Raw genomic sequence first — 24628 nt, 5'->3', positions numbered from 1 at the left:
GTCGGGGACATCGAGTATCGAATTCTCGGACTGCAGCTCGCAGACCATACGAGTCACCGCCTGAAGAGACTGTTAACCAGGACGAGGACGGGAATGATCTCCAGCCGCCCCATCCACATCTGGAGGATGAAGAGGACCTCGGCGACGACTGGCATACCCGGTCCGGTGATCCCCGACGAGAGTCCGACGGTCCCCTGTGCCGTCGCGACCTCGAAGATGCCGTCGGCGAGCGTGAAATCCCCCGGGAGGACCGCCAACAGCACGAACAGCGACAGCGCCAACAGGATGAGATACGTGAACGCGAAGGTGGTCGCGGCTCGGATCTCGTCGTTCGCCTCGTCGGCTTTGAATATCCGCTGTCCGATGCGGAGGTCGTCGACCGCGTGTCCGGGGAGAAACACCCGAGACACCTCCCAGCTGATCCCGCGGGCGATGATGTACCCGCGCAGGATCTTGATCCCGCCGACGGTCGCACCTGCGGAGCCACCGAGTAGCATCGCACCGAGGACGATGAACGTGACCGCCCCGCCATTCCAGTCACCGATCGCCGACGTCTGCCAGCCGGTGGTCGTCTGTGCGCTGATGAACTGGAAGAGCCCGTCACGGAACGCTTGACTCGTCGCCACGCGTCCGACGTACCCTATCGGGTCGCCGTTGTAGGGAACGCCGACCCATCGAGCGAGGAACGCCGTCAGGCCGACCACACCGACGACGAACATGCCGAACATCATCCTGACCTGGGGGTCCCGAGTGAACTCTCTGAGGTCCCGCTCGGAGAGCGCCCCGTAGTAGACCGGGATCGCGATCGCCCCCGTGATCATCCCCGGGATGTGGACGACCTCCATCGCGTACGAGCCGTAGCCGGCGATGGAATCGTCGAGTGTGCTGAATCCACCCGTCGACTGGCCGGTCATCGCGTGGTTGAGCGCGTCGAAGATCGTGGGCTCGATGCCGTACCCGGGCTGGACGAGGAAGGTCGCGGCTGCGAGATAGACGGCGACCAGGGCGGTGATCCCGACGTAAATCTTCCAGATCGCACGCGCGGTGCCCGCGATACTCGGCCGTAACTTCTCGTTTCGCGCTTCCGACTGGTACAGCGAGATCCCTGCGGTCCCGTGCGGTTGCCGGAGGATCGCCAGCGACAGGACGATCATCCCCGCGCCGCCGACCCACTGCGACTGAGAGCGGTACCAGAGGAACCCGTGGCCGACTGACGGTTCGCGGACGCTCATCGTCAGGCCCGTCGTCGTGTACGCGCTCATACTCTCGAAGAACGCGTGGAGCGGATTCTGGAAGTTGAGGAGACTCGATTGATAGCTCGCCCCCGCCGGCACGAGGGATTCGAGTACGGCCGATGGCGTGATGTAGGCCGCGATAACGAACGGGAGCGCACCGAACGCGGCCGTGGCGAGCCATCCGAGCGCCGCCACGATCATCGCGTGATAGCGTTGCGGTTCGGGGGCATCCTCACAGAGCCTGTACGCGGCCCCGCCAGCGAGGGCAGTGATCCCTGCAGCGATCAGGAACGCGAGCGCGCTGTAGAACTCCTGGTACAGCAGAGAGACGACCAGCGGGACCAGCATCAGCCCACCGACGAGAACTTGCAAGGCACCGATGTCTCTGATTACCGTCTTCGAGGCGGTCACGGAGTCGAGGCGGCCTGTAGTATTATTTGACATGTTACTTCTCGCTCATCATTCACGCTGCCTTATCTTCGTAATGCCCGAAGATGTCGGTAAGCTCCGGATCCGCTCCGGACCCGGAGTAGACCGTCAGTAGGTCGTTCGCCTCGATTCTCGTGTTCCCTCGGGGTGTCAGCGGCTTGTCTTCGCTCTCCCGGTCGATCGCGACGATGAGGACGTCATCTGACAGGATACCCCCGGTTCCCGCTTCAGTGAGTGTCTTACCAGCGATCGGAGCGTTCTCCGTGACCGTGATTTCGAACACCTCCGCTTCCTCACCGATTCGCATGTAATCGACGATCGCCGGTCTGGCGACCGCTCGGTAGAGGTACTCGGCGATGAGTTGCTGCGGGTTCTCGATCGTGTTCACCCCGATCTGACGGAACAGGGTCATGTGTTCCGGATTGTGGACGACCGAAACGATAGCGGGAATGTCGAGTTCCTGTGCGAGCAACGCGACCATGACGTTCGTCGCGTCCTGGTCGGTCGTCGAGACGATGCCGTCAGCCCGTCCAGCCCCGGCGTCTATGAGGGTCTCTTTCAGCGTGGCGTCCGCATCGAGCACCAGGCAGTCGTATTCGCTGGCGACCGCGTCGGCCCTCGCCGTGTCGTTCTCGATCACCACGACTTCGTTTCCGGACCGAGTCGCGATGTCTATCAGTGGCATTCCGATGTCCCCCGCGCCGACGATAACGATGTACATATGTATTGTATTCTGACAGCTTACTCTCTGTCGCGCGGTCGATACCCGGCCTTCCTCATCGTTCGCTCACCGCTCGGTCGCTGAGAACCAGACTCGGCACGTCGGTGTTGGTGACGAGATTGTGGGTCACGTCTCCAGCCAATAGTTTCCGCCAGCGGCTTCGGCCGCGGGGAGTGAACGCGATGGCAGTTGCATCGAACTCGTGAGCCGCGTCGATGACTGTTGCGGCGATATCGGTTCCGTAGCGGGTCTTCGTTTCGAGGGTGACCCCGGTATCGGAGAGCCCATCGGAGATGGCGGCGAACATCTCCTGCGCCCACTGTTCCCGCTGCTCCACGGAGGCCTTGTTGGGTGCTTCACCCGCTTTCTCGATAACGTGGACTGCGACCACCTCACAATCCGTTCCCTCGGCGTACGGGACGAGCGTAGCAGCCGTCGCTTCGGCGTCCCCGGAGTTTGCGACGGGAACGACGACCCGCTGGAAGAATGGCTTCGCCATCTCAGTCGTCCCCGCTGTTACCGTCGACTTTTCCGAGGTAGTGCCATCTGTATCGGCCCTTCTCGTCTTCGATATCGGGTTCCCATCTGACCCTGTAGGCGAACGGCCCGCGTGCCTCGCCAGTTTCATCCGAGCGTTCCACGACGACGATCGAGTACGCGCCGTGGTCTTCCGTGCGAACGAGTGCTTCCCCCTCTCGTGATTCGATCACGTCGGTGAGCGGCGGATGCTCCCGAAGGAGTTGCTGCGCGTAATGGATGATCTCACGGAGCTGACTGTCACTACTACCTTCGAGTGCAGTAGCGACCTCCGCAGGGACATCCTCGGGGGAGTCGATTTTGGTTGGAGTCATGGGTTGTCTTTGCTCACTGCCGCTTCCAGCCTGACCACGCGGAGCGCGAAGGCCGACGGGCCGACGCTTCCAGCGACGTGATCGCTGTCACGGAATCGTTCTACTCTGCTATAGGATTTGCGACAGACAATAAGTATTGGGTTTTGATTTCGTCTAGGGAATATATAGGACCTATATTTTTCCGAAGCGAAAATACAGTGCCCCGTCGAACAGGGGATGGCGTTAGATTGACGAATCGGCCGAACCCGACGAGTTCGATAGACCGTTGCAAATTGGCGAATCACTTCGGTCGAACGGATCTGGAGACACGGCAGAGATATCGTGCGAAACCAGCGTCTCTCGTCTGTGGAACGCCACTGGACGACAGGGAAGACCCTATATTAACCGTAATCATAGTTCCTGCATGGCCCACCACGTCGACGAGATCGACAAACGCATTCTGTATTATCTGGCACTGGACGCGCGGAACACGGCGACATCGGATATCGCCGACGAGATGGACGTGACGCCGGCGACGATTCGAAATCGGATCGACCAACTCGAGGCGGACGGGATCCTTCGAGGATATCTCGCCGACATCCAGTACAAATCTATCGACGGGTACATCACCTATCAGATCCGGTGTACGGCTCCGATCCCGGAACGTGCCCGACTCGCGCAGGCGGCCCGGGAAGTTTCCGGTGTGGTAACGGTTCGAGAGTTGATGTCGGGGTCTGCGAATCTGGTAGTCACGGTCGTCGGGGCAGACACTGCGGATATCAACCAGACCGCCAGCGAACTCGCGGATCTCGGATTGGAAATCGAGGGGGAGAACGTGATCGAAGACGAGTATCACGCTCCGTACAATCCGTTCGGGCCGGATACCGTTCCCAAAGGTCCGTCGTTGACGGACTTCATGAGCCTCGCCGGGGACGCGGAAGTCGCTCAGTTCACCGTCTCGGAGAGCGCCGAAGTCGCCGGGCTGACGATCGAACGAGCAGTTGCGGACGGACTGCTGGCCGACGAGATGTTGGTCGTCGGTATCGAACGGGAAGGTGACGTGCTCACGCCGAAAGGCGAGACGACGATTCGGCCGGGAGATGTCGTTTCTCTGTTCTCGAAAACGGGGTTAGAGAACGACGCGTTACAGGTGTTTGGTGCGCAGTGAGGAGGGGTGGACGAAAGCGGACCACTGCGGGGATCAGTGAGGCGAGAGGAAAGGTACGCACACGAAACGAGCAGGGTGCCCGACCGGAGAAACGCCTTTACCCTGTGCCGTCGCACACACTACCATGGTCGTGACTACCGAGCGCGACGAAATGACCTGGTACAAGTGCGAGGCGTGCGGGCTGATGTTCGACGACCAGTCCGACGCGCGCCAGCACGAGGACAACTGCGACGCCGAAGAACCGTCGTACATCCAGTAGGCCGGTCGCGACGCGAGGAACGGACCACCGGGAAAACGGTACGACGGGGGGACGACCGCCGGGGGACCGCTACGCGTTCTCGACGATCTCGAAGCTCCGCTCGCCCATCTCGTCCTCGACGAAGACGAACACGCGCCCGTTGACGACCGACAGGTCCGCCTCGACCTCCACCCGGTGGGCCGTCGAGCGGGCGGTGACGCCCTGGAAGAGCGGCTCCTCGTCGCCGTCCTCGACCATCACGCGGCCGACACCGGTGGTCTCCAGGATGTCGTCGTGTGTGTCCAGGTCGTTGACGTACAGCATGATACCCTGGGTCTCGGAGGCGTCGGTGACCAGCACGTGGACGTTCTTGCCGGGACCGGCGCGGACGCTGTCCTCGACGGCCGTCGGGACGCCGCGGTAGAAGGCCTCCCGCCCGTCGACGTATTCGACGGCGACCCCGTCCTCCGTCAGTTCGACCCCCAGCGTGTCCGGCGGCACGTCGTTGCGCGCGCTCATACCCGTGAGTTCCCGCCAGCGCCTCAAAAGCGTCGCGCTCCGGACCCGACGGCGAGTGGTCCCGCCGCTGGGCCTGGCGGGTCTCCGGCGAGTCGGCACACCCGGTTCGTTTCCCCGTCGACGTTCCGTCCGCTTCGGTCACAGGATTCCCACAGAGGTAAATACCGCCCGGGAAGACAGAGAGACGATGGAAGGACAGGCAGTCGCCCCCGCGGCGGGGACGGTGCTGAACGCCCTCGCGAACGGCAAGGGGTCGGCGTTCGCCATCGACGAGTACACGACCGCGACGGTCGAACTCGACGCAGGCGCCGACGGCGTGACCGGGGAGGTCGCCGAGGACCCCGACGCCGACACCGAGTTGATCGAGCGCTGCGTCGCCGCCGTCACCGACCGCTTCGGCGACGGTGAGGGCGGGTGGGTCCGCACCGAGAGCGAGGTGCCGATGGCATCCGGCCTGAAGAGTTCCAGCGCCGCCGCGAACGCGACCGTGCTGGCGACGCTGGACGCGCTCGACGCGGCCGAGGAGATATCCCGCGAGGACGCCTGTCGAATCGGTGTGCAGGCCGCTCGCGACGCGGGCGTGACGGTCACCGGCGCCTTCGACGACGCCAGCGCGAGCATGCTCGGCGGTGTCACCGTCACCGACAACGCCGACGACGAACTGCTCGCCCGCGAGGAACGCGACTGGGCGGTCCTCGTGTGGACGCCGCCCGAGCGCTCGTTCTCGGCGGACGCCGACGTCGACAGTTGCAAGCGGGTCGCGCCGATGGCCGACCTCGTGGCCGACCTCGCGCTCGACGGCGCGTTCGGCCGCGCGATGACGGTCAACGGGCTGGCCTTCTGCGCCGCGCTCGACTTCCCGACCGACCCGGTCGTCGAGGCGATGCCGGTCGTTCACGGCGTCTCGCTGTCGGGGACGGGGCCGAGCTTCACCGCCGTCGGCGACCGCGAGGCGCTGGAAGCGCTGCGCGACCGCTGGAGCGACCGCGAGGGTCGCACCTGGCTGACGACCACACAGACGGAGGGGACACGAATCTCATGAGCCAAGACGAATCCACGACACAGTACGCCGAGGAGATGAACCTGGACGAACTGCGCGACGAGATACAGTCGATCGACCGCGAGATCGTCGAACAGATAGCCCAGCGGACCTACGTCGCCGACACCATCGCCCAGGTCAAAGACGAACAGGGCCTCCCGACCACCGACGAGGAGCAGGAACAGGCCGTCATGGACCGCGCCGGCGAGAACGCCGAGCAGTTCGACGTGGACTCGAACCTCGTCAAGGCCATCTTCCGCCTGCTCATCGAGCTGAACAAAGTAGAGCAGCGCGAGAGTCGCTGACCCGGGCCCGGGGCGGCCGTCGAACCGACCTATCCATTCTTGAGGGACGCCGACGTATCAACGCGTATGAACACGACCCAACGCTTCGGTATCGCGGCCGCGCTCGTCGCGGTCTCGGCGCTCGTGAGCGTCCTCGCCGCGCCGTCGCTTCCGGACACGATCGTCACCAACTGGAACGCCGCCGGCGAACCCAACGGCACGATGTCGAAGACGGTGGCGCTCGCGCTGATACCGGGGCTGTCGGCCGTCCTCGTCGCGTTGTTCGCGGTACTGCCGCGTCTCGACCCCCTGGGTGAGAACGTCGCCGACTTCCGCGCGTACTACGACTGGTTCGTCGTGCTGTTCGCGGCGTTCATGACCCTCGTTCACGGCGGCGTGGTCGCGTTCAACCTCGGCTACGAGTTCGACTTCACGCTGCTGGTCCTCGCGGGGGTGGCGGGGCTGTTCTACTACGTCGGGGTCCTGTTGACCCACGCCGAACAGAACTGGTTCGTCGGCATCCGCACGCCGTGGACGCTCAGCGACCAGCGGGTGTGGGATCGGACCAACAGACTGGGCGGGCGACTGTTCAAGCTGACCGCCCTCGTCTCGCTGGCCGGCCTGCTCGCCGGCGACTACGCCGTCTACTTCCTGCTCGTGCCCGCGCTGGCGACCGCGGCCGTCACCGTCGTCTACTCCTACTATCTCTACGAGCGACTCGACGACGCCGGGGACGCGGCGCCGCCGGGCGCCTGAGGGGTCGCGGACGGTTCGCGGTGAGTCCAGTCGGACGGTGTCGGGGAGCCGAAGTTCCTTATGTCCACCGCGGGAACTCGGGGGTATGGCGGAGTACGAACTCGACGAGGTGGACCGGGAGATCCTCGCGGCGCTGCAGGAGGACGCGCGCAACCTCTCCTCCGGCGAGATCGCCGAGCGGACCGAGGCCTCGTCGAGCACCGTTCGCAAGCGTATCCAGCGGCTCGAATCCGAGGGTGTGATCAAGGGGTACAGCGCCGAAGTCGACTACCACAAATCCGGCTACCCGCTCCGGATGTTGCTGTTCTGTACCGCCCCGATCCCCGAGCGGGGCGAACTCATCGACGACATCCTCGACATCCCAAGCGTGGTCTCGGTTCAGGAGCTGGTCACCGGCGAGCAGAACCTCCTCGTGACGGCCGTCGGCGAGTCCGACGACGACATCACGCCGGTCGCACAGGAGTTGCTCGACATGGGCCTGACCGTCGCCGACGAGGTGCTCGTCCGCAGCCACGAGGCGACGCCGTTCGACGACTTCTCCTCGGGGTGAACGCCACCGAACACCCCCCTCGTTCGACGATCCGGATGTAGCAGACTGTTCGTTCAACCGGCTTCACGGTACCGAACTGTTCGACCGAACGGCCGACCGCGCCTCGACGCCGGTCCGTGTCGACACCCGGCTGATGCCGGTCGTTACACCGTCCTCCTGGCGACCGCAGCGCCCGACAGCGACCAGTAGAACCGCTCGTGAGAGGTCTCGCGGCCGGTCGACGAACCCCTGGGACCAGTCCGGTGTGAGAACCGCAGACAGTAACCATAATGTTCTTTAATTCAGTATTTTCCGGACGATTTGTGCGAACCGGTGGTTATAATAATCAGATTGTTCTATGGGGCTGTAACGACGACCGGTTCGATTGGGTCCTACCGCTGCGATCGGCGGGTCGGGGACGAAACGGACCGGTCGGGGACACGACGATGACCGGCCAAACGAACGCGAACGACGCCGCACCGCTCTCAGAGACAGTTTCGCAGTCGGCATCGTTCGTCCCCCGAGCGGCGACCGTTGCGGTCTGGGTCCTCTTCGTACTCAGTGCTGGCGTGCTCGCGCTGGTGGTCACGGGCGGGGAGTTGTCGGTCGGGACCCTCTTCGTCGTCGACGGACTGACCGCCGTGATGTGGGTCGTCGTCACCTTCTTCAGCGGCATCGTCCACAGCTACTCTCGCCGGTACATGGCGGGCGACGCCCGCGTCGAGGCCTTCTTCGCACGGATCTTCGCGTTCACGCTCGTCGTGGTGACGATGGCGGCGGCCGACCACGTCGCGCTGTTCGCGGGGGCGTGGCTGGCCATGGGGCTCGTCATGGCGTCGCTCGTCGGCCACGTCCGCGGCTGGCAGCAGGCGCGGGCCGCCGCAAGCGTCGCTCGCCGGCACTTCCTCGCCAGCAGCGGACTGCTCGCCGTCGGGTTGGCGGCGCTCGTCTGGGCGACGGGCGCAACTTCCATCACGGGCATCCTCGGGCAGGTCGAGACCATCCCCCGGTCGGTCGCGCTCGTCGCCGTCGGGAGCATCGTCCTCGCGGCGATGATCCAGTCGGCGCTGTTCCCGTTCCACACCTGGCTGCTGTCGTCGATGACCGCGCCCACGCCGGCTTCGGCGCTGATGCACGCCGGGTTCGTCAACGCGGGGGGCATCCTGTTGACCCGCTTCGCGCCGCTGCTCGCGGACGAGCCGGCCGTCATGTCCCTCGTCGTCGCCGTCGGCGCGCTGAGCGCCCTGCTCGGGCAGGCGCTGTTGCTCGTCCAGACGGACGTCAAGCGCAAACTCGGCGCCTCGACGATGGCGCAGATGGGGTTCATGATACTCCAGTGCGGGCTGGGCTTTTTTGCCGCCGCCATCGCCCACCTCGTCCTGCACGGCTTCTACAAGGCGTACCTGTTCCTGTCGTCGGGCGAGGCCGTCGAGCAGACCGCCCCGAAGGCGGCGAAAGACGACCGGTTGACGCTGGCCGGTGTCGCCGTCGGCCTCCTCACCGCGGTCGGCGGTGGCGCCCTGTTCGCCGTCCTCACCGGGAAGGGGACGGAACTGAACAGCGGGCTCGTCCTGGCGCTGGTGGTCGTCCTGACGACCATGCACGCGACGCGTGACGTGCTGCGGCGGTCGACGCTCTCGCCGGTCGTCAGGCTTCTCAGCGTCCCGCTGGTCGTCCTGACGGCTATCGGCGCCTACGGCCTGCTGTTCAACGCCGTTTCCGCCGTTATCGCGGACGCGCCGATGGCGGCGGCGCCGACCGAACTGACCGTCGTCCACGTCGCCGTCGCCGCCCTGTTCGTCCTGTCGTATCTGGCGACGGAACTGGGCTGGCATCGCTCCAGCGAGCGGCTCTACGTCGAGCTGGTGAACCGCTCGCAGCCGGACTCGAACACCATCCTCACCAGCACGGAGGACTACAATGACGCTTGAACGCGCTACCCTCGAAGACAGTATCGACCGCGCGGCCGAAGCAGTCGGTTCGGTCTGGCCGCTGCACTCGTTCGTCACGGCCAACCCCCTCGCGGGGTTCGAGGACCGGCCGTTCCACCGCGCGGTCGCCGACGCCGAGGAGCTGTTCGGCGGCCGCGGCTACCCCCATCCGTCGGTGTTCCGACAGGCCTGGGAGGCGGGCCGGATCGACCCGGACCTGCTGGGCGCGGAACTCGACGCCCACGGCGTCTCGGGCGACCCCGAGGCGCTGCTCGACGAGATGGCGACCGCCGAGTCCGAGCGCGAGACCCGCTCCGACGCCGACGACGCGACGGAGGCGGTCGACCGGATACTCTCGAAGTGGCTCGCCGCGTTCCTCGACCAGGGGCAGGCGCAGTGGTCGATGCCGGGCCGCGAGCGCGGGTTCTACGCCGCCTGGCGCGAGCTCGCGCCACACGATGGTGAGATACCCGGTTGCGACGACCCGTCGGACCTCCCCGAAACGCCAGTCGAGGCGCTCGAAGCCGTCCTCTCGGACTACCCGGAAGGTCGGTGGGAGAGCGTCTTCGAGCGCCACCTCGCCGCGCTTCCGGGGTGGACCGGCTTCGTCAAGCAGCGGGCCGACGGCCACGCCGGGCCGTGGCAGTCGAAGTACCCCGTCTCCCTGCTCGACTACCTCGCGGTTCGGCTGACCCTGGCCGACCTGCTCGGCGCGCCCGTCGACCCCGACGACGGCGGAGCGGTCGACGACCACAGCCACCCCGCAGCGGGCGACGGGCCCGACGAGACGCCGCTGGCCGAGGTCTGGCTGAGCGCCTGGGAGAAGAGCTACCGGAGCCAACTGCTCGACGGCGTCGACCGGTCGGTCACGGAGTCGTCGACCGACAGCGAGCGCCCGGCCGCCCAGCTCGTCTTCTGTATCGACACCCGCTCGGAGGTCGTCCGCCGCCACATCGAGGCCGCCGGGCCGTACGAGACCCACGGCTACGCGGGCTTTTTCGGCGTCCCCATGCGCTACGAGGGGCACGATTCGGACGCGGAGATCGACGCCTGCCCCCCCATCGTTGACCCCGAATACCGCGTCACCGAGCGGCCACACCACGATCATCAGGAGGCCGCTCACGACCGCTGGGCGGGGCTCGCGACCGCCGCTCGCAAGCACCTTAAGTCGCTGAAGACGAACGTCGCCGCCGCCTTTACGTTCGTCGAGGGCGGCGGGAGCGCCTACGGCGCGGCGATGGCGACCCGGACCCTGCTGCCGTCTGTCGTGGCCGACTTCTCCGACGCGGTCGACGACCGGGTCCCCTCGCCCGCGGAGTTCTGCGAGCCCACGCTCGACCGCCGCGGCGAACCGGAGAGTGACGCCCTGCCCCGCGGGATGACCCTCTCGGAGAAGGTCGAGTGCGCCGAGACGGCCTTCGAGCTGATGGGCTGGGAGGAGTTCGCCCGGCTGGTCGTCTTCGCGGGCCACGCCAGCGAGACCACGAACAACCCGTTCGATTCGAGCCTCGACTGCGGCGCCTGCGCCGGCAACCCCGGCGGCCCGAACGCCCGCGCCCTCGCCGCGATCTGTAACGACGACGAGGTCAGGGCCGAACTGCGCGAGCGCGGCTTCGAGATCCCCGAAGACACCGTCTTCCTCGCCGGCGAGCACAACACGACGACCGACGAGATCGATCTGTTCGACGGTCCGGTGCCCGAGAGCCACGAGGACGACCTCGAACGCCTCCGCGCGGACCTCGACGAGGCGCGGGCCGGCGCTACGGCCGAGCGCGCCGAGTCGATGCCCGGGAGCGACCCCGACGACGGCGTCCGCGAGACGAAGCGCCGGACGGCCGACTGGGCGGAGACCCGCCCCGAGTGGGGCCTGGCCGGCAACGCGTCGTTCGTCATCGGCCCGCGCGAACTGACCGCGGGCGAGGACCTCGACGGGCGCGCGTTCCTCCACTCCTACGACTGGGCGACCGACCCCGACGGGGAGGCGCTGGAGGCGATCGTGGCGGGGCCGCTCGTGGTCACCCAGTGGATCAACAGCCAGTACTACTTCGCGACGGTCGACAACGCCGTCTACGGGAGCGGCTCGAAGGTCACGCAGAACGCCCGCGGCAACGTCGGCGTCGTCCAGGGCAACGGCGGCGACCTGATGACCGGGCTCCCGCTCCAGTCGCTGAATGTCGACAGCGAGCAACCGTACCACCAGCCGCTCCGCCTCACGGCGGTCATCCACGCCCCGGTCGAGCGCGTCACCGATATCCTCGCCCGTCACGAGGAGGTCGCGAAACTGTTCGACAACGGCTGGATCTCGCTCTCGGTCGTCGACCCCGAGCAGGACAACGCCGCCGTCCACTACCAGGGCGACCTCGAGTGGGAGCGGGCCGACGCCGCGACGCCGCTCGTTCACTGACAGGCCCGGCGCCCGGCCGGGGTCCGGACCGGGTCAGTACTCCCAGACCCGGTCGATCCGGTCGGCCACCTCGGGGTGGGCATCGCGGAGCGCGTCGACGCGCCGGACGCCGCCGACGTTGACGACGTGTATCTCGCCGCGTTCGCCGCCGTAGACGTCCTGGAAGTCGTAGACCGCGCCGACCACGTCGAGGGCGTCGGGGACCCGCTCGCTCTCGACGAGCGAGGCGACCTGCTGGTCGACGTTGTACTCGACGAGGCGGTTGACCGCCTCGGCCGTGTCGAGTCCGTCGGGCAGCGCCGCGACCCCCGCTTCGAGGTGGGGCGCCAGCAGGCGCAGGGAGTGCTCGATGCCCGCCGGCTCGGAGCCCGCCTCGGCCAGCGCCCGGTAGGCGCCCGTCACGGCGCCGCAGCCGGTGTGGCCGACGACCACGGCGGTCTCGGTGCCCGTGTGGGCGATGGGGTACAGCACGTCGTCGGCGACCTCTTCGCCGGCCGCGCCGAGCTGGACGACGCGGTTGCCGATGTTGCCGACGGTGAAGAGGTGGCCCGGCTGCTCGTTGCCCCACATCTGGTCCTGCAGCACTCGCGAGTCCGAACAGCAGACGGTGACCGCCACCGGGTGTTGGGCGTCCTGTACGTCGTCGAAGCGGTCGGCGAACTGTTGTGCGTGACGGGCGTTCCCCGCCAGCAGGTCCACGACCGTCTCGTTCATACGACGACCCACTCGGGCCTGACGTATAGCTCTTCGACAGCGCGTAACAAACCCGCCACGGAGCCGCAGGAAGGCCCCGCCCGGCTGCCGCCGATAGCTCGGGCCCGGGCCCGCGTCGACGGCTGCGGGACGCCCTCGCCGGTCACGCGCGGTGGGTCTCGAACCAGTCGACGGCGAAGTCGACGAGCGCCGGCTGGTCGACCAGTCGTGCCTCGGCCGCGCCGACGGTCCCGCGGGTGACGGCCTCGGAGCGCTCGGCCTCGAACTCCGCGCCCAGTTCCGCGAAGTCCGAGGTGTCGGTCTCGATGTCCTCGTACTCGACGCGGAGGGCCTCGCCGTCTTCGAGCACGGGTGCCTCGTTCGTCACTCGCTCCTTCGGGAAGTCGGCGCGGTACTCGGCGAGGTGGATCGAGGTGTTCGTGTCGTGGCCGGTCCCGAGCATGAGCACGCGTCCGCCGCGGTCGTACACCGCCGCTAGCGGCGACGACTCGCCGAGCCCCTCGTCGTAGGCGTGGTCGGCGACGACCGCCTCGGTGTCCGCGCCCCACGCGGCGAAGGAGACGGTCGGGTGGCGGCTCCGGACGGTGTCCGGATAGCCGCGGAAGCACTCGGCGACCGCACCCATCCCGCGGGTGGGGGTGCTCTCGGGGCGGAACGGCGGCCGCTCGGCGCGGATCGTCTCGACCCAGTCGTCGGGGACCGGCGGGTTCGACCAGGCTTCGGGGTCGGTGTACTGCCCGGTGTAGGCCGGCATCACGAGCGTCCCGGAGTCGGTGACCGCCTCGCGGAGCGCGTCGACGACGGCCTGAGCGTCGCCGGCCACCCAGCCGAGCGCCGAGAGCGAGGCGTGGACGAGCAGCGTCTCGCCCGGTTCGACGCCGAGGCCGCGGAGGTCGTCGGCGAGTGTCGTAACCGTCGCCGGCTCGTCGACCCGGTCGACGGCGTCGCGTTCTCCCATGGGTCGGCTTCGAAAACTGCCGGGTTGAGTGTTTCGGGCCCGTGGCAACGAGCGACAGGGGGCGCCCCGCCGTCGTCAGCCGGCGACGGAGACGGTGACGTTGCCGGCCGTGCCCGATGCGCTCGCGTTCCCGACGAAGGACTGGGGGCCGGCGAAGACGACGGTCGTCCCGTCGCCGACGCGGGCGAGCCGGTAGACGGTGCCGTCGTCGGGCGGCTGGGCGGCCCGCCAGGACTCGAAGGCGGCGGCGAACTCGTCGGCCTCGGCGGGGTCGTCCCAGCGCAGCGCCCAGGCGAAGGCGACGCGACTGGCGTTGTCGGCGTGGCGCAGCCGCGCAATGCTGTCGGTCCCCCAGCCCGCCGCGGCGCTCGCAGCGGTCGAGCGGTTCAGGTCCGCCCGCAGCATCGTCCTGACGACGATCTCGCCCTGCGTGTCGGTGTGGTCGTGCGGGTAGCGCCACGCGCCGGTCCGGTTCAGCGAGAGCGTGAGGTTCCGTTCGGGCTCCTCACTGGGCGTGTAGCCGTGGATCAGCTGCTCGCCCGTCACCGGCGTGGGCGTCGACGGGTCGTACAGCCAGGAGACGTTGCGCGGGCTCTCGACCTGTGAGTGGATGTACCGGGCACCGAAGAGATAGCGGGCGCGGAACAGCCGCCGGCCCGCCGGACCGCGTTCGTACTGGCCGCGAAGCTCCCGGGTCTGGTTCCAGGAAGTGTTCAGGTACCCCTCGACGTACCGGTCGGTCACGTACACCGACGCGCCCTCGACGAGGCCGGCGGCGACCTGCTGGGAGTCGGCGTCGTCGACGAACTCACCGAAGCTCCCGGTGTCGACGGCGTCGCTGTGGAACTGCATCCAGTGGACGTACTCGTGGGCCAGCAGCGTCTTCTGCTGGGTCGCGTTGGCGTCTTTCGGCATCACCACGATGCGGTTCGGGGTCGCGCTGCCGTGGTAGACGCTGGTATCGATGAACCGGTCGCCGTAGCCGAACGTGTCGTAGAAGGGGCTGGCCGCCAGCCGGCTGTTGTACCGTTCCAGGTCCGGCATCTCCTCGCGGACGTAGACCGTCGGCGGCTCCACGTCCGTCCCGAGCAGCTCCTGCACGTCGGCGTAGACGGCGTCCTCGTCCACCGAGAGGTTCCCGCCTCTGAGCACGACGTTCGGACCCTCGTCGTCTGGTGCCGCGGTCGGCGTCGCCGTGGCGGTCGGTGTGAGCGAGGGCGCCGGTGTTTCCGTGTCACTCGGCGTCGCCGTCGGTGTCGGCGTCCGGGTAGCGGTCGGCGTGGGGGCTGCGGTCGGCGACGCAGTGGGCGTCACCGTCGCCGTCGGTGACGGCATCGCTGTCTGTGTGGCGGTCGGTTCGTCTGTCGATACGTCGGTCTCGGTGGGCGTTCCGGGTCCCTGACCGCCGAGCAGGCTCCCGCAGCCTGCCAGCAGCAGGAGGGCGGCGACGCCCACGGTAGCGACTGTCTGTCTCATCTGTGGGACCGCTGGAGGGCGGTTCGTTTGGAATGTCAATTGGAATGAAGGTAATCCTTTCGACCGGGGGGACCTGCTCGGTCGTCGAGAGCTACGCGGTCGGGTCGTACGTCTCGGCGAGCGCGTCGAGTTCGTCGTGGTGTTCGGTCGTGTGGGGCGCGGTCAGCGGCGAGACGCTCACCTTCCCGTCGACGACGGCCCGGCGGTCGCTCCCCTCCGGATCGGGGATGTCGCCCTCGGCCATCCGCTCCCAGATGCGGTCCTGAAGCTGGATGTCGCCGTTGTCCTCGCGGGTCGCGGTCATCTGGTACACCTCCGAGGGGTAGGTTACGGCCATCTCCGCCGGCCCCCACTCGGCGACGGGCGCGTTGACGTTCAGGTAGTCGGCGTCGTCGAACACGCCGGTTCCGCGAGCCCGCTCGACGAGGTACTCCGTCGCGCGCGCCGCTTCGGCGTAGCTCTCGGGGTTCATCTGCAGCTCGTCGAACGCCGCGTCCTCCCGGACGGGGATGTACATCGACACCGCGATGGCCGGCACGTCGAAAAACGTCGCCTCGACGGCCGCCGAGACGGTGCCCGACCGCCCGAGGACGTACGCCCCGAGGTTCGCCCCCTGATTGCAGCCGGCGACGACGATGTCCGCGTCCGGGACCAGCGACCCCAGCCCCGCGACCGTGCAGTCCGCTGGCGTTCCCTCGATCGCGTAGCCCAACTCGTGTTCGTGGACGGTCACGTCGTGGGAGAGCGAGCGGCCGACCGCGCTCTGGTCTTCCGCCGGCGCGACGACCGTCACGTCGCCCACGTCGCTCAGCGTATCGGAGAGCGCCCGGAGGCCGGCGCTCTCGATCCCGTCGTCGTTCGTCAGGAGGATCGACGGCTCGTCCATACCACCCCTGTCGGCGGTACCGGCAAAAGTACACCGACCGCTCGGAGTGGTTGTGATCGGCTTCGTCGATGGTGGGCGGTGAAAGCCCTCGACCCGCTCGCTAACAGTCTCGAAGACCGCCGGGGACAGCAAGCGATGAAAGCCCTCGACCCGCTCGCTAACAGTCTCGAAGACCGCCGGGGACAGCAAACGATGAAAGCCCTCGACCCGCTCGCTAGCAATCTCGAAGACCGCCGGGAACAACAGATGATGAAAGCCCTTGGGCCGCTCGCGGTCGCTGACCGGGATATCCTCGCGGCCTAGCGGCCGCTTCGGATAGTGCCCGCTCAGGCGACTAAACTGCACGCGAGCGCGCCTCGCCCTTTCAGTCCACCAGGGACAGCACAGCACCGCAACCACGACAGCAACCGCAGACGGCCACGACCCTCCCCAGCCGATTCGCTCGCCTCCGGCTCGCTCATCCCTCGCACGGCTACGTCGCGCGCACGAGAGCGCGCGACAGCGCGCGCCTCGGTACCGCCCACCAAAACCGGTACGTGCGCCGAACCGGTGGGACGCTCAAATGGGTACTCGGTCGACGACCGCTTCGCCGTCGATCACGAGGTTGACGGCTCCTTCGTCGTCGTTCCAGAGGACCAGAGCGTTCTCGACGGAGAGCACGTCGCCGTACTCGGCGGTCAGGAGATCGCTGTTGAGCATCGACTTGTCGGTGAGGACGGCGAAGTGGTCGACCTGCTGGCTGCCGTCGCCGACGCGGAAGAGCGGGTGGCCGTCGTCGGAGAGGTCGCGGCTCAGCTTCGCCAGGTAGTAGTTCACCCGCTCGGTCACCAGGTCCTCGCTGTCGGCCAGTTTCGCGACGCGAGAGTCGTCCGGCGTGAAGTCGACGCGCCGTCGGCCGTCCCGACGGAGGTATGTGTAGGCGTACTGCACGTCGGCGTTCTCGAACTCGCCGTCGCGGCGTTCCGGTCCCTCGATCCCCGACTCGCCGGGCTCGCCGTCGTCGAGCCGTCGCTGGAAGACGGGCACCTCGACGTCGGGCTTCACCTCGAACGACCAGCAGTCGTCGGCCGGCGACTGACCGGGCCAGAGCCGAACGTCCGGGCCGTAGATCGTCAGCGGCCCGCTGTCGGCGACGGCGCGCTCGACCGTTCGAAGGCCGATAGCGGTGTTGCGGTCTGCGGGCGCGAGTCCGACGATCGTGCCGTCCTCGGCCAGCGCGTCGGCGTAGCGCCGGATCACCGACTCGGGGTCGTCCAACTCGCTCAGGACGTTCGAGAACAGGATCAGGTCGAAGCCGCGGCGGTCGTCGCCGTCTGCGCCGTCTGCGTCGGTCGGCTCCGGGAGTGCCGTCTCCGGGTCGAACGCCTCGGCCGTCTCGCGGTGGACCGCGTGGTGGAAGTTCCGGCCGGTCTCGCCGAGCATGGCGTCGAGTACGTCGGCGGCCGCGCTCGGTTCGACGGCGTGGTAGTCCACGAGCGCGTCCGCCGGCACGAGGTCGTGCAGGCCGAGCGCGGGGCCGCCGACGCCCGCGCCCACGTCGAGGACGCGCAGTCGCTTCGGGACCAGCCCGTCGCGAGCCAGATCGGCGAGGACGTACTGCGCGACGGCGTAGTAGTCGGGGAGGTGATAGAGGCCGTAGGCCAGCGCCGTCTCCGCGTCGTACTCGACGGCGCGCTGTTCGAAGTAGTCCTCCTTGAACGAGCGGATCCGCTCGCGGAGGCGGTCGCCCGAGTCGCCGTCGGGCCAGCCCGGGCCGTACTCGGCGACGAGCCGGTCCTCCAGCACCCGACCGTACTCGACCGGGAACGCGTCGACGCCGTGGAACGAGACCGACAGCGACCCCTCCTCGACGGGTTCGAACGTGCCGTCCGCGCGCTCGACGAGCCCCAGGTCGACCGCCGACTCGCGGAGCACCTGTGCGACCGCGGCCGGGTGCGGCTGGCCGTCGACGTACTCGTGGATCTCTTCGGGGTCGATCGGCCTGACCTGCCGGAGGTACTTCGCGTTCGAGCGAACCGCTTCGCGCTGGTCGGCGTTCATCGCTCTTCACCCAGTGTCGTCGGCTCGCCGGCCTTCTCGTACAGCCCCTCGAAGGTATCGCGGTCGGCGTCGGCGATCCGCCGTGCCGCCTCGGCCACGCTCTCGGCGCCGTCGAAGGCGTCCTGGATGTCGGCGTAGACGCCCGGATCGTTGCCGGTCACCGTCTCCAGCACGTCGAACAGCGCCTCCGAGACCGGCGTCCCGAACTCGTCGGCGACGGGTTCGGCGGCGAGGCCGAAGGCGAGGACGGCCGCGTGAGCACGCCCCTGCACGGTCTCCATCGAACGATCGTGTTCCCGGGCGGTCGTCTCGAAGGGGTCGTTGCCGGCGTCGGCGAGCGCCGCGCGGACCTCGTCGGTCACGGGACCGGGGGCGTGCGCGACGACGGCGACGTTGCCCGGCGCGTTCGCGGCGGCGAACAGCGGGTGAAGACTCACCCGTTCCAGGTCCGGACCGGCCGCTTCCATCGCGTCGAGAGCGGGCCCCATCACGCCCGAGACGTCGACGAGCGCCCGGTCGGCCCGGTCGGCGTACGTCGGGACGACCGACTCGACGGCGGGGATCGGGACGGCGAAGCAGATAACGTCGAAGCGCTCGTCGACGTCGGTCGGGACGGCGCGGGCGTCCGTGCCCTCCGCCGAGAGACGGGTGGCGGCCTCGCGCGCGGCGCTCGGGTCGGTGTCGGTGAACGCGACGGCCGGCGGGTCGGGGGTCCCGGCGGCGACCGTCCGGGCGAACCACCGCCCCATCTCGCCGGCGCCGACCACGAGCAGGTTCATGCCGCCGGCTACTGTGGCCCGTCTCAAAAGCCGTTCGGTCACTCGACTCTCGGCCGAGGTGTGTCAACATGTATCGCTCTGAAAACGCTTATCAGTCCGCCCGCAGATATCCCGGCCATGAGACGCGTCCGCTTTCGCGATTCTGCCGGTAACGTCCGCGGCGGTCGGTGGACGGTCAGGGACGGGGAGGAGGTGGTCACCGCCGCGGCGGGCCCGTACGGACGCATCGCCTTCGGCGACGAGACGTTCGACCCCGACGAGGTGGACGTACTCGCCCCCTGCGAACCGACCAAGATCGTCTGCGTCGGCCGCAACTACGCCGATCACGCCGACGAGCGCGACGAGGAGATCCCCGACCGTCCGCTCCTCTTTCTCAAGACGCCCAACACCGTCGCGACCCACAACAGCACCGTCACGCTCCCCGCCGGCAAGGAGCGGATCGAACACGAGGCCGAACTCGGCGTCGTCATCGGCGAACAGTGTCGCAACGTCGACGCCGCCACCGCCGACGACGTGATCGCCGGCTACACCCCGTTCAACGACCTCTCGAATCGCGACGACCAGGACCGCGAGCAGAACTGGGTCCGCGGCAAGGCCTTCGACGGCGCCGCACCGATGGGCCCGGTCATCGCCACGCCCGAACACCTCGCCGACGACGCGACCATCGAGGCCCGCGTCAACGGCGAGGTCCGCCAATCGGAATCGATCGACAAGATGATCTTCTCCATCCCGGAACTCATCGAGGAGATCACGACCTACATGACCCTCGAACCGGGCGACGTGATCGCCACGGGCACCCCGGAGGGCGTCGGCCCGCTCTCGGACGGCGACGAGGTGGAGATCGAGATCGACGACGTAGGGACGCTGCGACACTCCGTGCGGTTCCCCGACGGGTAGCCGTCGGTTGCGAGTCGTCGCCGAGTCAGACAGAAAACACTTAGCGGACGATACGTTTCCACGGGTATGGAAACGAGGGTTCGAGTCGAGGTCTCCGTCGCTCTCCTCGTCTTCCTCGCCGCCGTCTCGGGCTGTCAGTCGGGCATCGATGCGGAACAGCGCGCGCTGGACGCCGAGGAACGGTACCTCTCGGCGGAGTTCGAGAACGCCTCCTGCGTCGAGAGCTGGGGGACTTCCAGTCCGATCGTCGAGGCGGAGAGTTCGGTCGTCAACCGAACCGACGGCGGCGTCTACGTCGAGGTGAGACACCCCTACTTCTACGGGACGAACAGTACTGAGGAAGACGGCGCTTCGGAGGCCGTCTACCGCGTCACCGCCGAGAACGAGACGCGGGTGAGCGGGGACAGCGTCGTGCCTTGCTGAAACCGGTGAAAACCCCCCAGTCGCGGGCCTACACTTCGTACTCGTCCTGTCGCAACTGCACGTACTTCCCGTCGCCGAAGCCTCGTTTCGTCCACCGGTAGTCGGCGACGAGCTTCAGCGCGGTCGTGCCCGACTTCAGCGCGCCGCCCCAGTCGTAGCCGCCCCGGTGTTTCATCGCCCGGGTCGCGGCGAAGATGCGGTCCCAGTCGGCCGGCTCCCAGCCGCGGACGACCTCCGCGAAGGTGACGTTTCGCAGAATCTCCTCGCCGATGGCCTTCTTCCAGCGGCCGTTGTACCGCAGCAGCTGGTCGTTGGCGGCGAGTTCGCCGGCGATCTTGCCCGTGCGGACGGCCACGTGGTCGCCGCCCTCGTGGAACGCCGACGTGGTGCCCATCGCGCCGCCGACGACGGCGATCCCCGCGCTCGTCGGCGAGTCGATCGGCCGCGTCGATGAGATCGGATAGGCTTCGGTCCCGCCCCGTTTGCCCCGGTCCTCGACGAGCGGGAAGTCGTCGAGGTCGTAGCCCGGATACTCCCGTTCGAGCAGTCGCTCGAGGTAGGTCGCCCCGGCCGGGATCCCCTCGTCGTCGGGGTCGAGCAGCGCGTACGATTCGGGATTCGCCACGTCGGCGAGATCCATCCCGATAGGCATCGTCAGGCCGACGCGGGCGACGTTGTCGTCGTTCGGGAAGATCCACGGGTAGGCGGTGTGGCCCGGGATGACGCCCCACCAGAACTTGATGTGGGCGGGGTCGAACAGCTCCTCGGGGACGCGCCGGTGTTCCTGATAGGCGATGTGGTTCGCCTGGTCGGGCGAGAGGTAATCGGAGACGCTCCGACTCCCGGGCAGGAACTGGTCGAGGACGCCGGTCGTGACCGTCCGCTGGGGGCCGTCGGCGAGGATCAGGTAGTCGGCCCCGATCTGCTCGCCGTCGGCGAGAGTGAGCGTGTGGCGCGGGTCGCCCGACAGGTCGGTGTCGACGGATTTGACGCTCGTGCCGACCTCGTATCGGCCGCCGGCGTTCTCGGCGTGGTCGCGGAGCCAGTCGTCGAACTTCGCGCGGTGGAAGGCGAAGCCGAAGTGGTCGTACGACGAGTCGATACCGGTCGATTCGAGCGTGACCGACTCACTCGGCCCGATGAACTCGGCGCCGTCGAGGACGCTCAAAATCACGTCGTCGGGGAGCTCCTCGGCCGGGATGTCCATGATCTCCAGCCAGTAGTCGAGCATCCCGGCGGCGTCCGTCGAGTCGGGGCCGAGTCGCTCTCGGTCCGCTCTGGGGACGCCCTTCTCGACGACGACGGCGTCGGCCCCCTCGTCGGCGGCCGCCCACGCCGCAGCCGTGCCGGCAGGGCCGCCGCCCACGATCGCAACGTCTGCGCGGTTCATACGCCTACCCCTGCCTCGCCGAAGTATAAATCCCCCTGGGTTCCGGGCGACGTGAGGCGCTCCCGAAGGCGAGTGCCAGCGGTGAACGACACGTCCGCGGACCTCCAAGCCCGAACTGCCCGAACGGTCAGCCATATCAGCCAGCCCGTCCAACCGCCGTCGATGCCAGACCTGATGGACACGTTCCTGGAGAATCGCTACATGGTCCAGCCGAACCACGCCAACTCCCTGGGGACCACCCACGGCGGGAACGTGCTCAAGTGGATGGACGAGGTGGGCGCCATGGCGGCCATGCGCTTCGCCGGCCGCGACTGCGTCACCGCCCGGATGGACCAGGTCGACTTCCTCCAGCCCATCCCCGTCGGCGAGACCGCCCTCGTCGAGGCCTACGTCTACGAGACCGGGCGTTCGAGTGTGCGGGTCCGCCTGCGGGTCTTCCGGGAGAACCCCCGCTCGGGCGAGCGCGAACTCACCACCGAATCGTACTCCGTCTACGTCGCCATCGACGACGACAGCGACCCCGTCGAAGTGCCCGAACTCACCGTCGCCACCGAGGAGGGCGAACGGCTCCGCACCGACGCCATCGACGGCGACAACAAGGAGAGTTCGTCCTGAACCGGCGGACACGACCGGTCGGCGGTCGGCCCTCGGTCGGCCGCCGCGACGGGTACACGTGGACTTATCCGCCGACCGCTCCTATCTCGGACCATGCCTCTCGACGCCGACCCGCCGGAGCCGCCGGAACTGGAGACCATCGACCCCAACGAGTACGAGGACGCGCAGGTCGTCGACGACACCGACTACCGCCGCGACGAGATCGAACAGTACCTCCGGGACGGCGCCTGGGACCGCGCGTTCGAGACATGGGCCGAAGACACGGGGATGAGCGCCGAGGACTACGCCATCGTCGTCGACCTCGACCTGATGGAACGGTTCGACTTCTTCTGGGATTCGTACGCCGAGCGCGTCGGCTACCACGCGCCCGGGCTCCCGGAGGACTGGAAACAGATGGACATCCACCCCGATCTCGACTCCTGGGGCACCGTCTCGGCGATCAACGCCGGCCTGACCGAACTCGGGCAGGAGGTCTGCGACGTGCTCAAAGACGACTACATCGAGTGGGAAACCGAGTACGAGGCGCCCGACGACCTCCCCGACTTCGGCGAGTAGCCCGCCGAGCGTCGCCCGCGCGCGGTCACTCTCGCGGCACTGCCACGTTCTTCACGCGCCCGCCACACTCCGGACAGGCTCCCAGCGTCTCCTCTGTCGTCACTCTGTGCAGACACTCCACGCACTCGTACCGCGATTTCGTCGCTGTGTACGGATCTTCGCTGTACATGTGATATACGTGGACGTGTGTCACGAAAAGCGTTGCTTCAAGGATCTTCTAGGGATAATAGTTCCGACCGAGTTCCGGATCGTCAATCGATCAGCGCTCGAACGTGGCGACGAACGGATACCGGTCGATGACGTGGCCGTCGAGCGCCGAGTCGAGTTCTCCGCGGTCCGCACCGGCCGCCAGTTCCAGCGACGTATCGACGGCGTACGTGGTGAACTGGTAGGTGTGAGCGGCGTCGCCCTCGGGCGGCAACGGACCGCGGTACCCGACCTCGCCGAAGTCGTTGGTCCCCTGTCGTGCGCCGCCGAGCGAGTCGACCGTTCCGGACTGGGGGATACCCTCCGGAATCTCGTCGGTGTCGGCCGGGACGTTCCAGATCAGCCAGTGCAGAAATTCGTTCGCGTCCGGGTCGTCGAGGACGATGGCCAACGTCTCGGCCTTCGCAGGCACGTTCTCGACGGTCATCGGCGGGGAGACGTCGTCGCCGACACCGGTGTACTTCCGGGGGATCGTCCCCTCGTCCTCGAAGCCACTGGGCCGAACGACGAGCGGTTCGTACCCGCCGGATCCGTCGTCCTCGGTCGCCGTCCGCTCGTCGGGTCCGGAGCCACAGCCCGCGACCACCGCCGCCCCGCCCGCGGCCAGCAGTCGCCGTCTCGAAAGCATGGCCGTCGCTACGCCCGGTCGCCCTTTCAGCCTGGGGGTCGCCGATCCGAGCCCGCGAGATTAATTACCCCCCGTGAGAGAGGGTGATGTATGACAACTATCGTCCCCCCACGAGAACGAGAGTGCGAGCGCTGCGGTCGAACCGACGTCTGGAACGACGATTCGGGCACCTGGGCCGTCGTCGAGCGCGACGGCGAACGGCTTTCGGGCGATCCCTTCTGTCTCCACGAATGGGACATCAACGGCGCGTACAATCCGCTCGAAGAGGGCGCCTGAGCGGCCGGCGTCGGCGTAGAAACCGCATCGAAGCCAGGGCAGGGATTTGAACCCCGGGAATCTCGATTACAAGTCGAGTGCTTGAACCGCCCAAGCTCCCCTGGCGCAGGTAGGCGTTACTGGCCCTCCTTTGAGTGGGTATCGGTTTCCAGCGATCGCTCCAGCTGGACGCGGTGGGTGTCGTAGCCGTGGCGCCGGTAGAACCGACGGGCGGCGAGGTTGTCCGCCATCGCCTCCAGCGTGACGGCGTCCGCCCCCAGTTCGCCGAGCCGGCGCTCGGCGGTTTCCAGCAGCTCCGAGCCGATGCCCTGGTCGCGCCGTTCGGGGACGACGTAGAGGTTCTCGACGATGCCCTGGGTCACGTCCATCTCGTAGCTGCCGCGGTCGAGCGTGAACATGACGAACCCGACGATCTCGCCGTCGTCGGTAGCGACGACGAGGCGGTCGGTGACGGCGTGGCGGGCGAGTTCGTCGGCGACCGACCCCCGGTTGCGCTCGGCGAGGACGTGCGAGTCGTGCTGGGTCTGTTCGTCGGCGAGGTCGACCCACAGGTCGGTGACGCGTTCGGCCTGGGCCACCGTGGCGAGTTCGATCTCCATCCGGTGGCCGGTGTGACACCCGGCACGGACTAAGCCTTTCGGCCGGCGGCGTCGAAGAGCTTTACCCCCTCGGCGTCTCCACTGCCTGTAAGGTATGTTTTC

Annotated in this window: 29 protein-coding genes and 1 tRNA gene; 14 read left to right on the top strand and 16 right to left on the bottom strand. The window is 67.7% G+C overall.

The window, feature by feature from the left end; translation table 11 throughout:
- Positions 1-53: 53 nt before the first annotated feature.
- The 4 genes from C475_RS13550 to C475_RS13535 form a co-directional block, all read right to left on the bottom strand.
- Positions 54-1583: a TrkH family potassium uptake protein gene (locus tag C475_RS13550; RefSeq protein WP_006884413.1), complete on the bottom strand. Its 1530-nt coding sequence runs from the start codon at positions 1581-1583 to the stop codon at positions 54-56.
- A gap of 115 nt (positions 1584-1698) precedes the next feature.
- On the bottom strand, positions 1699-2385 hold the full coding sequence (locus C475_RS13545; RefSeq protein ID WP_006884412.1) for a potassium channel family protein: 687 nt from the start codon (positions 2383-2385) through the stop codon (positions 1699-1701).
- A gap of 55 nt (positions 2386-2440) precedes the next feature.
- The gene (locus C475_RS13540) at positions 2441-2884 is read right to left on the bottom strand and encodes a universal stress protein (RefSeq protein ID WP_006884411.1); all 444 of its coding nucleotides are present in this window, start codon (positions 2882-2884) and stop codon (positions 2441-2443) included.
- A gap of 1 nt (position 2885) precedes the next feature.
- On the bottom strand, positions 2886-3236 hold the full coding sequence (locus C475_RS13535) for a hypothetical protein (RefSeq protein WP_049930586.1): 351 nt from the start codon (positions 3234-3236) through the stop codon (positions 2886-2888).
- Between the two features lie 403 nt (positions 3237-3639).
- On the opposite strand from C475_RS13535, the gene C475_RS13530 reads away from it, so the two are divergent.
- Both C475_RS13530 and C475_RS25165 read left to right on the top strand, forming a co-directional pair.
- Entirely contained in the window at positions 3640-4383 is a 744-nt protein-coding gene (locus tag C475_RS13530; protein WP_006884408.1) for an Lrp/AsnC family transcriptional regulator, read from the top strand.
- A 124-nt stretch (positions 4384-4507) separates the two neighbouring features.
- A complete protein-coding gene (locus tag C475_RS25165) occupies positions 4508-4642 on the top strand; it encodes a DUF7128 family protein (RefSeq protein ID WP_006884407.1) in 135 nt (44 codons plus the stop codon).
- Positions 4643-4711: 69 nt separating this feature from the next.
- Here the strand turns inward: C475_RS25165 and C475_RS13520 are convergent, their stop codons facing one another.
- On the bottom strand, positions 4712-5140 hold the full coding sequence (locus C475_RS13520) for a DUF5796 family protein (RefSeq protein WP_006884406.1): 429 nt from the start codon (positions 5138-5140) through the stop codon (positions 4712-4714).
- A gap of 187 nt (positions 5141-5327) precedes the next feature.
- Here C475_RS13520 and C475_RS13515 point away from each other — a divergent pair, with 187 nt between their 5' ends.
- The 6 genes from C475_RS13515 (at position 5328) to C475_RS13490 (ending at position 12083) form a co-directional block, all read left to right on the top strand.
- On the top strand, positions 5328-6182 hold the full coding sequence (locus C475_RS13515; protein ID WP_006884405.1) for a shikimate kinase: 855 nt from the start codon (positions 5328-5330) through the stop codon (positions 6180-6182).
- Entirely contained in the window at positions 6179-6484 is a 306-nt protein-coding gene (locus tag C475_RS13510; protein WP_006884404.1) for a chorismate mutase, read from the top strand. Before C475_RS13515 ends, C475_RS13510 begins: the two co-directional genes overlap by 4 nt.
- A gap of 66 nt (positions 6485-6550) precedes the next feature.
- Positions 6551-7219 carry an SdpI family protein gene (locus tag C475_RS13505; RefSeq protein ID WP_006884403.1) on the top strand — a complete coding sequence of 223 codons (669 nt, stop codon included), beginning with the start codon at positions 6551-6553 and terminating at the stop codon, positions 7217-7219.
- Between the two features lie 85 nt (positions 7220-7304).
- On the top strand, positions 7305-7769 hold the full coding sequence (locus C475_RS13500) for an Lrp/AsnC family transcriptional regulator (RefSeq protein WP_006884402.1): 465 nt from the start codon (positions 7305-7307) through the stop codon (positions 7767-7769).
- 425 nt (positions 7770-8194) lie between these two features.
- The gene (locus C475_RS13495; RefSeq protein ID WP_006884401.1) at positions 8195-9679 is read left to right on the top strand and encodes a proton-conducting transporter transmembrane domain-containing protein; all 1485 of its coding nucleotides are present in this window, start codon (positions 8195-8197) and stop codon (positions 9677-9679) included.
- Complete coding sequence (locus C475_RS13490) at positions 9669-12083, top strand: DUF2309 domain-containing protein (protein ID WP_006884400.1); 2415 nt, start codon at positions 9669-9671, stop codon at positions 12081-12083. Before C475_RS13495 ends, C475_RS13490 begins: the two co-directional genes overlap by 11 nt.
- A 33-nt stretch (positions 12084-12116) precedes the next feature.
- On the opposite strand, the gene C475_RS13485 is transcribed toward C475_RS13490, so the two are convergent.
- The 4 genes from C475_RS13485 to surE form a co-directional block, all read right to left on the bottom strand.
- Positions 12117-12797 (bottom strand): carbonic anhydrase, encoded by a 681-nt coding sequence (locus C475_RS13485; RefSeq protein ID WP_006884399.1) that lies wholly within the window; start codon positions 12795-12797, stop codon positions 12117-12119.
- A gap of 142 nt (positions 12798-12939) precedes the next feature.
- Positions 12940-13755 carry an aminoglycoside N(3)-acetyltransferase gene (locus C475_RS13480; protein WP_006884398.1) on the bottom strand — a complete coding sequence of 272 codons (816 nt, stop codon included), beginning with the start codon at positions 13753-13755 and terminating at the stop codon, positions 12940-12942.
- Positions 13756-13830: 75 nt separating this feature from the next.
- Complete coding sequence (locus tag C475_RS13475; protein ID WP_049930583.1) at positions 13831-15231, bottom strand: hypothetical protein; 1401 nt, start codon at positions 15229-15231, stop codon at positions 13831-13833.
- Positions 15232-15322: 91 nt separating this feature from the next.
- On the bottom strand, positions 15323-16117 hold the full coding sequence (surE, locus tag C475_RS13470; RefSeq protein ID WP_006884396.1) for a 5'/3'-nucleotidase SurE: 795 nt from the start codon (positions 16115-16117) through the stop codon (positions 15323-15325).
- Between the two features lie 135 nt (positions 16118-16252).
- Between surE and C475_RS23900 the strand changes: the two genes are divergently transcribed.
- Positions 16253-16420, top strand: a complete 168-nt coding sequence (locus C475_RS23900) for a hypothetical protein (RefSeq protein ID WP_204366170.1) — start codon at positions 16253-16255, stop codon at positions 16418-16420.
- Between the two features lie 255 nt (positions 16421-16675).
- Here C475_RS23900 and C475_RS13460 read toward each other — a convergent pair whose 3' ends face one another.
- Positions 16676-18157 carry a small ribosomal subunit Rsm22 family protein gene (locus C475_RS13460; RefSeq protein WP_006884395.1) on the bottom strand — a complete coding sequence of 494 codons (1482 nt, stop codon included), beginning with the start codon at positions 18155-18157 and terminating at the stop codon, positions 16676-16678.
- Positions 18154-18936 carry an NAD(P)-binding domain-containing protein gene (locus tag C475_RS13455; RefSeq protein WP_006884394.1) on the bottom strand — a complete coding sequence of 261 codons (783 nt, stop codon included), beginning with the start codon at positions 18934-18936 and terminating at the stop codon, positions 18154-18156. Before C475_RS13455 ends, C475_RS13460 begins: the two co-directional genes overlap by 4 nt.
- A 117-nt stretch (positions 18937-19053) precedes the next feature.
- Here C475_RS13455 and C475_RS13450 point away from each other — a divergent pair, with 117 nt between their 5' ends.
- The gene (locus C475_RS13450; protein WP_006884393.1) at positions 19054-19833 is read left to right on the top strand and encodes a fumarylacetoacetate hydrolase family protein; all 780 of its coding nucleotides are present in this window, start codon (positions 19054-19056) and stop codon (positions 19831-19833) included.
- Positions 19834-19899: 66 nt separating this feature from the next.
- A complete protein-coding gene (locus C475_RS13445) occupies positions 19900-20256 on the top strand; it encodes a hypothetical protein (protein ID WP_006884392.1) in 357 nt (118 codons plus the stop codon).
- A 28-nt stretch (positions 20257-20284) separates the two neighbouring features.
- Here the strand turns inward: C475_RS13445 and C475_RS13440 are convergent, their stop codons facing one another.
- The gene (locus C475_RS13440) at positions 20285-21646 is read right to left on the bottom strand and encodes an NAD(P)/FAD-dependent oxidoreductase (protein WP_006884391.1); all 1362 of its coding nucleotides are present in this window, start codon (positions 21644-21646) and stop codon (positions 20285-20287) included.
- A 162-nt stretch (positions 21647-21808) separates the two neighbouring features.
- On the opposite strand from C475_RS13440, the gene C475_RS13435 reads away from it, so the two are divergent.
- Both C475_RS13435 and C475_RS13430 read left to right on the top strand, forming a co-directional pair.
- Positions 21809-22261, top strand: a complete 453-nt coding sequence (locus C475_RS13435; protein ID WP_049930579.1) for an acyl-CoA thioesterase — start codon at positions 21809-21811, stop codon at positions 22259-22261.
- A gap of 93 nt (positions 22262-22354) precedes the next feature.
- The gene (locus C475_RS13430; RefSeq protein ID WP_006884389.1) at positions 22355-22816 is read left to right on the top strand and encodes a hypothetical protein; all 462 of its coding nucleotides are present in this window, start codon (positions 22355-22357) and stop codon (positions 22814-22816) included.
- Between the two features lie 25 nt (positions 22817-22841).
- Here C475_RS13430 and C475_RS23165 read toward each other — a convergent pair whose 3' ends face one another.
- A complete protein-coding gene (locus C475_RS23165) occupies positions 22842-22985 on the bottom strand; it encodes a rubrerythrin-like domain-containing protein (RefSeq protein WP_006884388.1) in 144 nt (47 codons plus the stop codon).
- Between the two features lie 90 nt (positions 22986-23075).
- Complete coding sequence (locus tag C475_RS13425) at positions 23076-23651, bottom strand: YbhB/YbcL family Raf kinase inhibitor-like protein (RefSeq protein ID WP_006884387.1); 576 nt, start codon at positions 23649-23651, stop codon at positions 23076-23078.
- Positions 23652-23741: 90 nt separating this feature from the next.
- On the opposite strand from C475_RS13425, the gene C475_RS13420 reads away from it, so the two are divergent.
- Entirely contained in the window at positions 23742-23927 is a 186-nt protein-coding gene (locus C475_RS13420; RefSeq protein WP_006884386.1) for an HEWD family protein, read from the top strand.
- A 31-nt stretch (positions 23928-23958) separates the two neighbouring features.
- On the opposite strand, the gene C475_RS13415 is transcribed toward C475_RS13420, so the two are convergent.
- A tRNA-Thr gene (locus tag C475_RS13415) sits at positions 23959-24032 on the bottom strand.
- A gap of 11 nt (positions 24033-24043) precedes the next feature.
- Complete coding sequence (locus C475_RS13410; RefSeq protein WP_006884385.1) at positions 24044-24526, bottom strand: GNAT family N-acetyltransferase; 483 nt, start codon at positions 24524-24526, stop codon at positions 24044-24046.
- Positions 24527-24628: the final 102 nt, after the last annotated feature.

It is taken from the genome of Halosimplex carlsbadense 2-9-1, from assembly GCF_000337455.1.
GTDB classification, from domain to species: domain Archaea; phylum Halobacteriota; class Halobacteria; order Halobacteriales; family Haloarculaceae; genus Halosimplex; species Halosimplex carlsbadense.
Note: the sequence above shows the minus strand (reverse complement) of the source record. Positions and strands in the feature narration are given on the sequence as shown.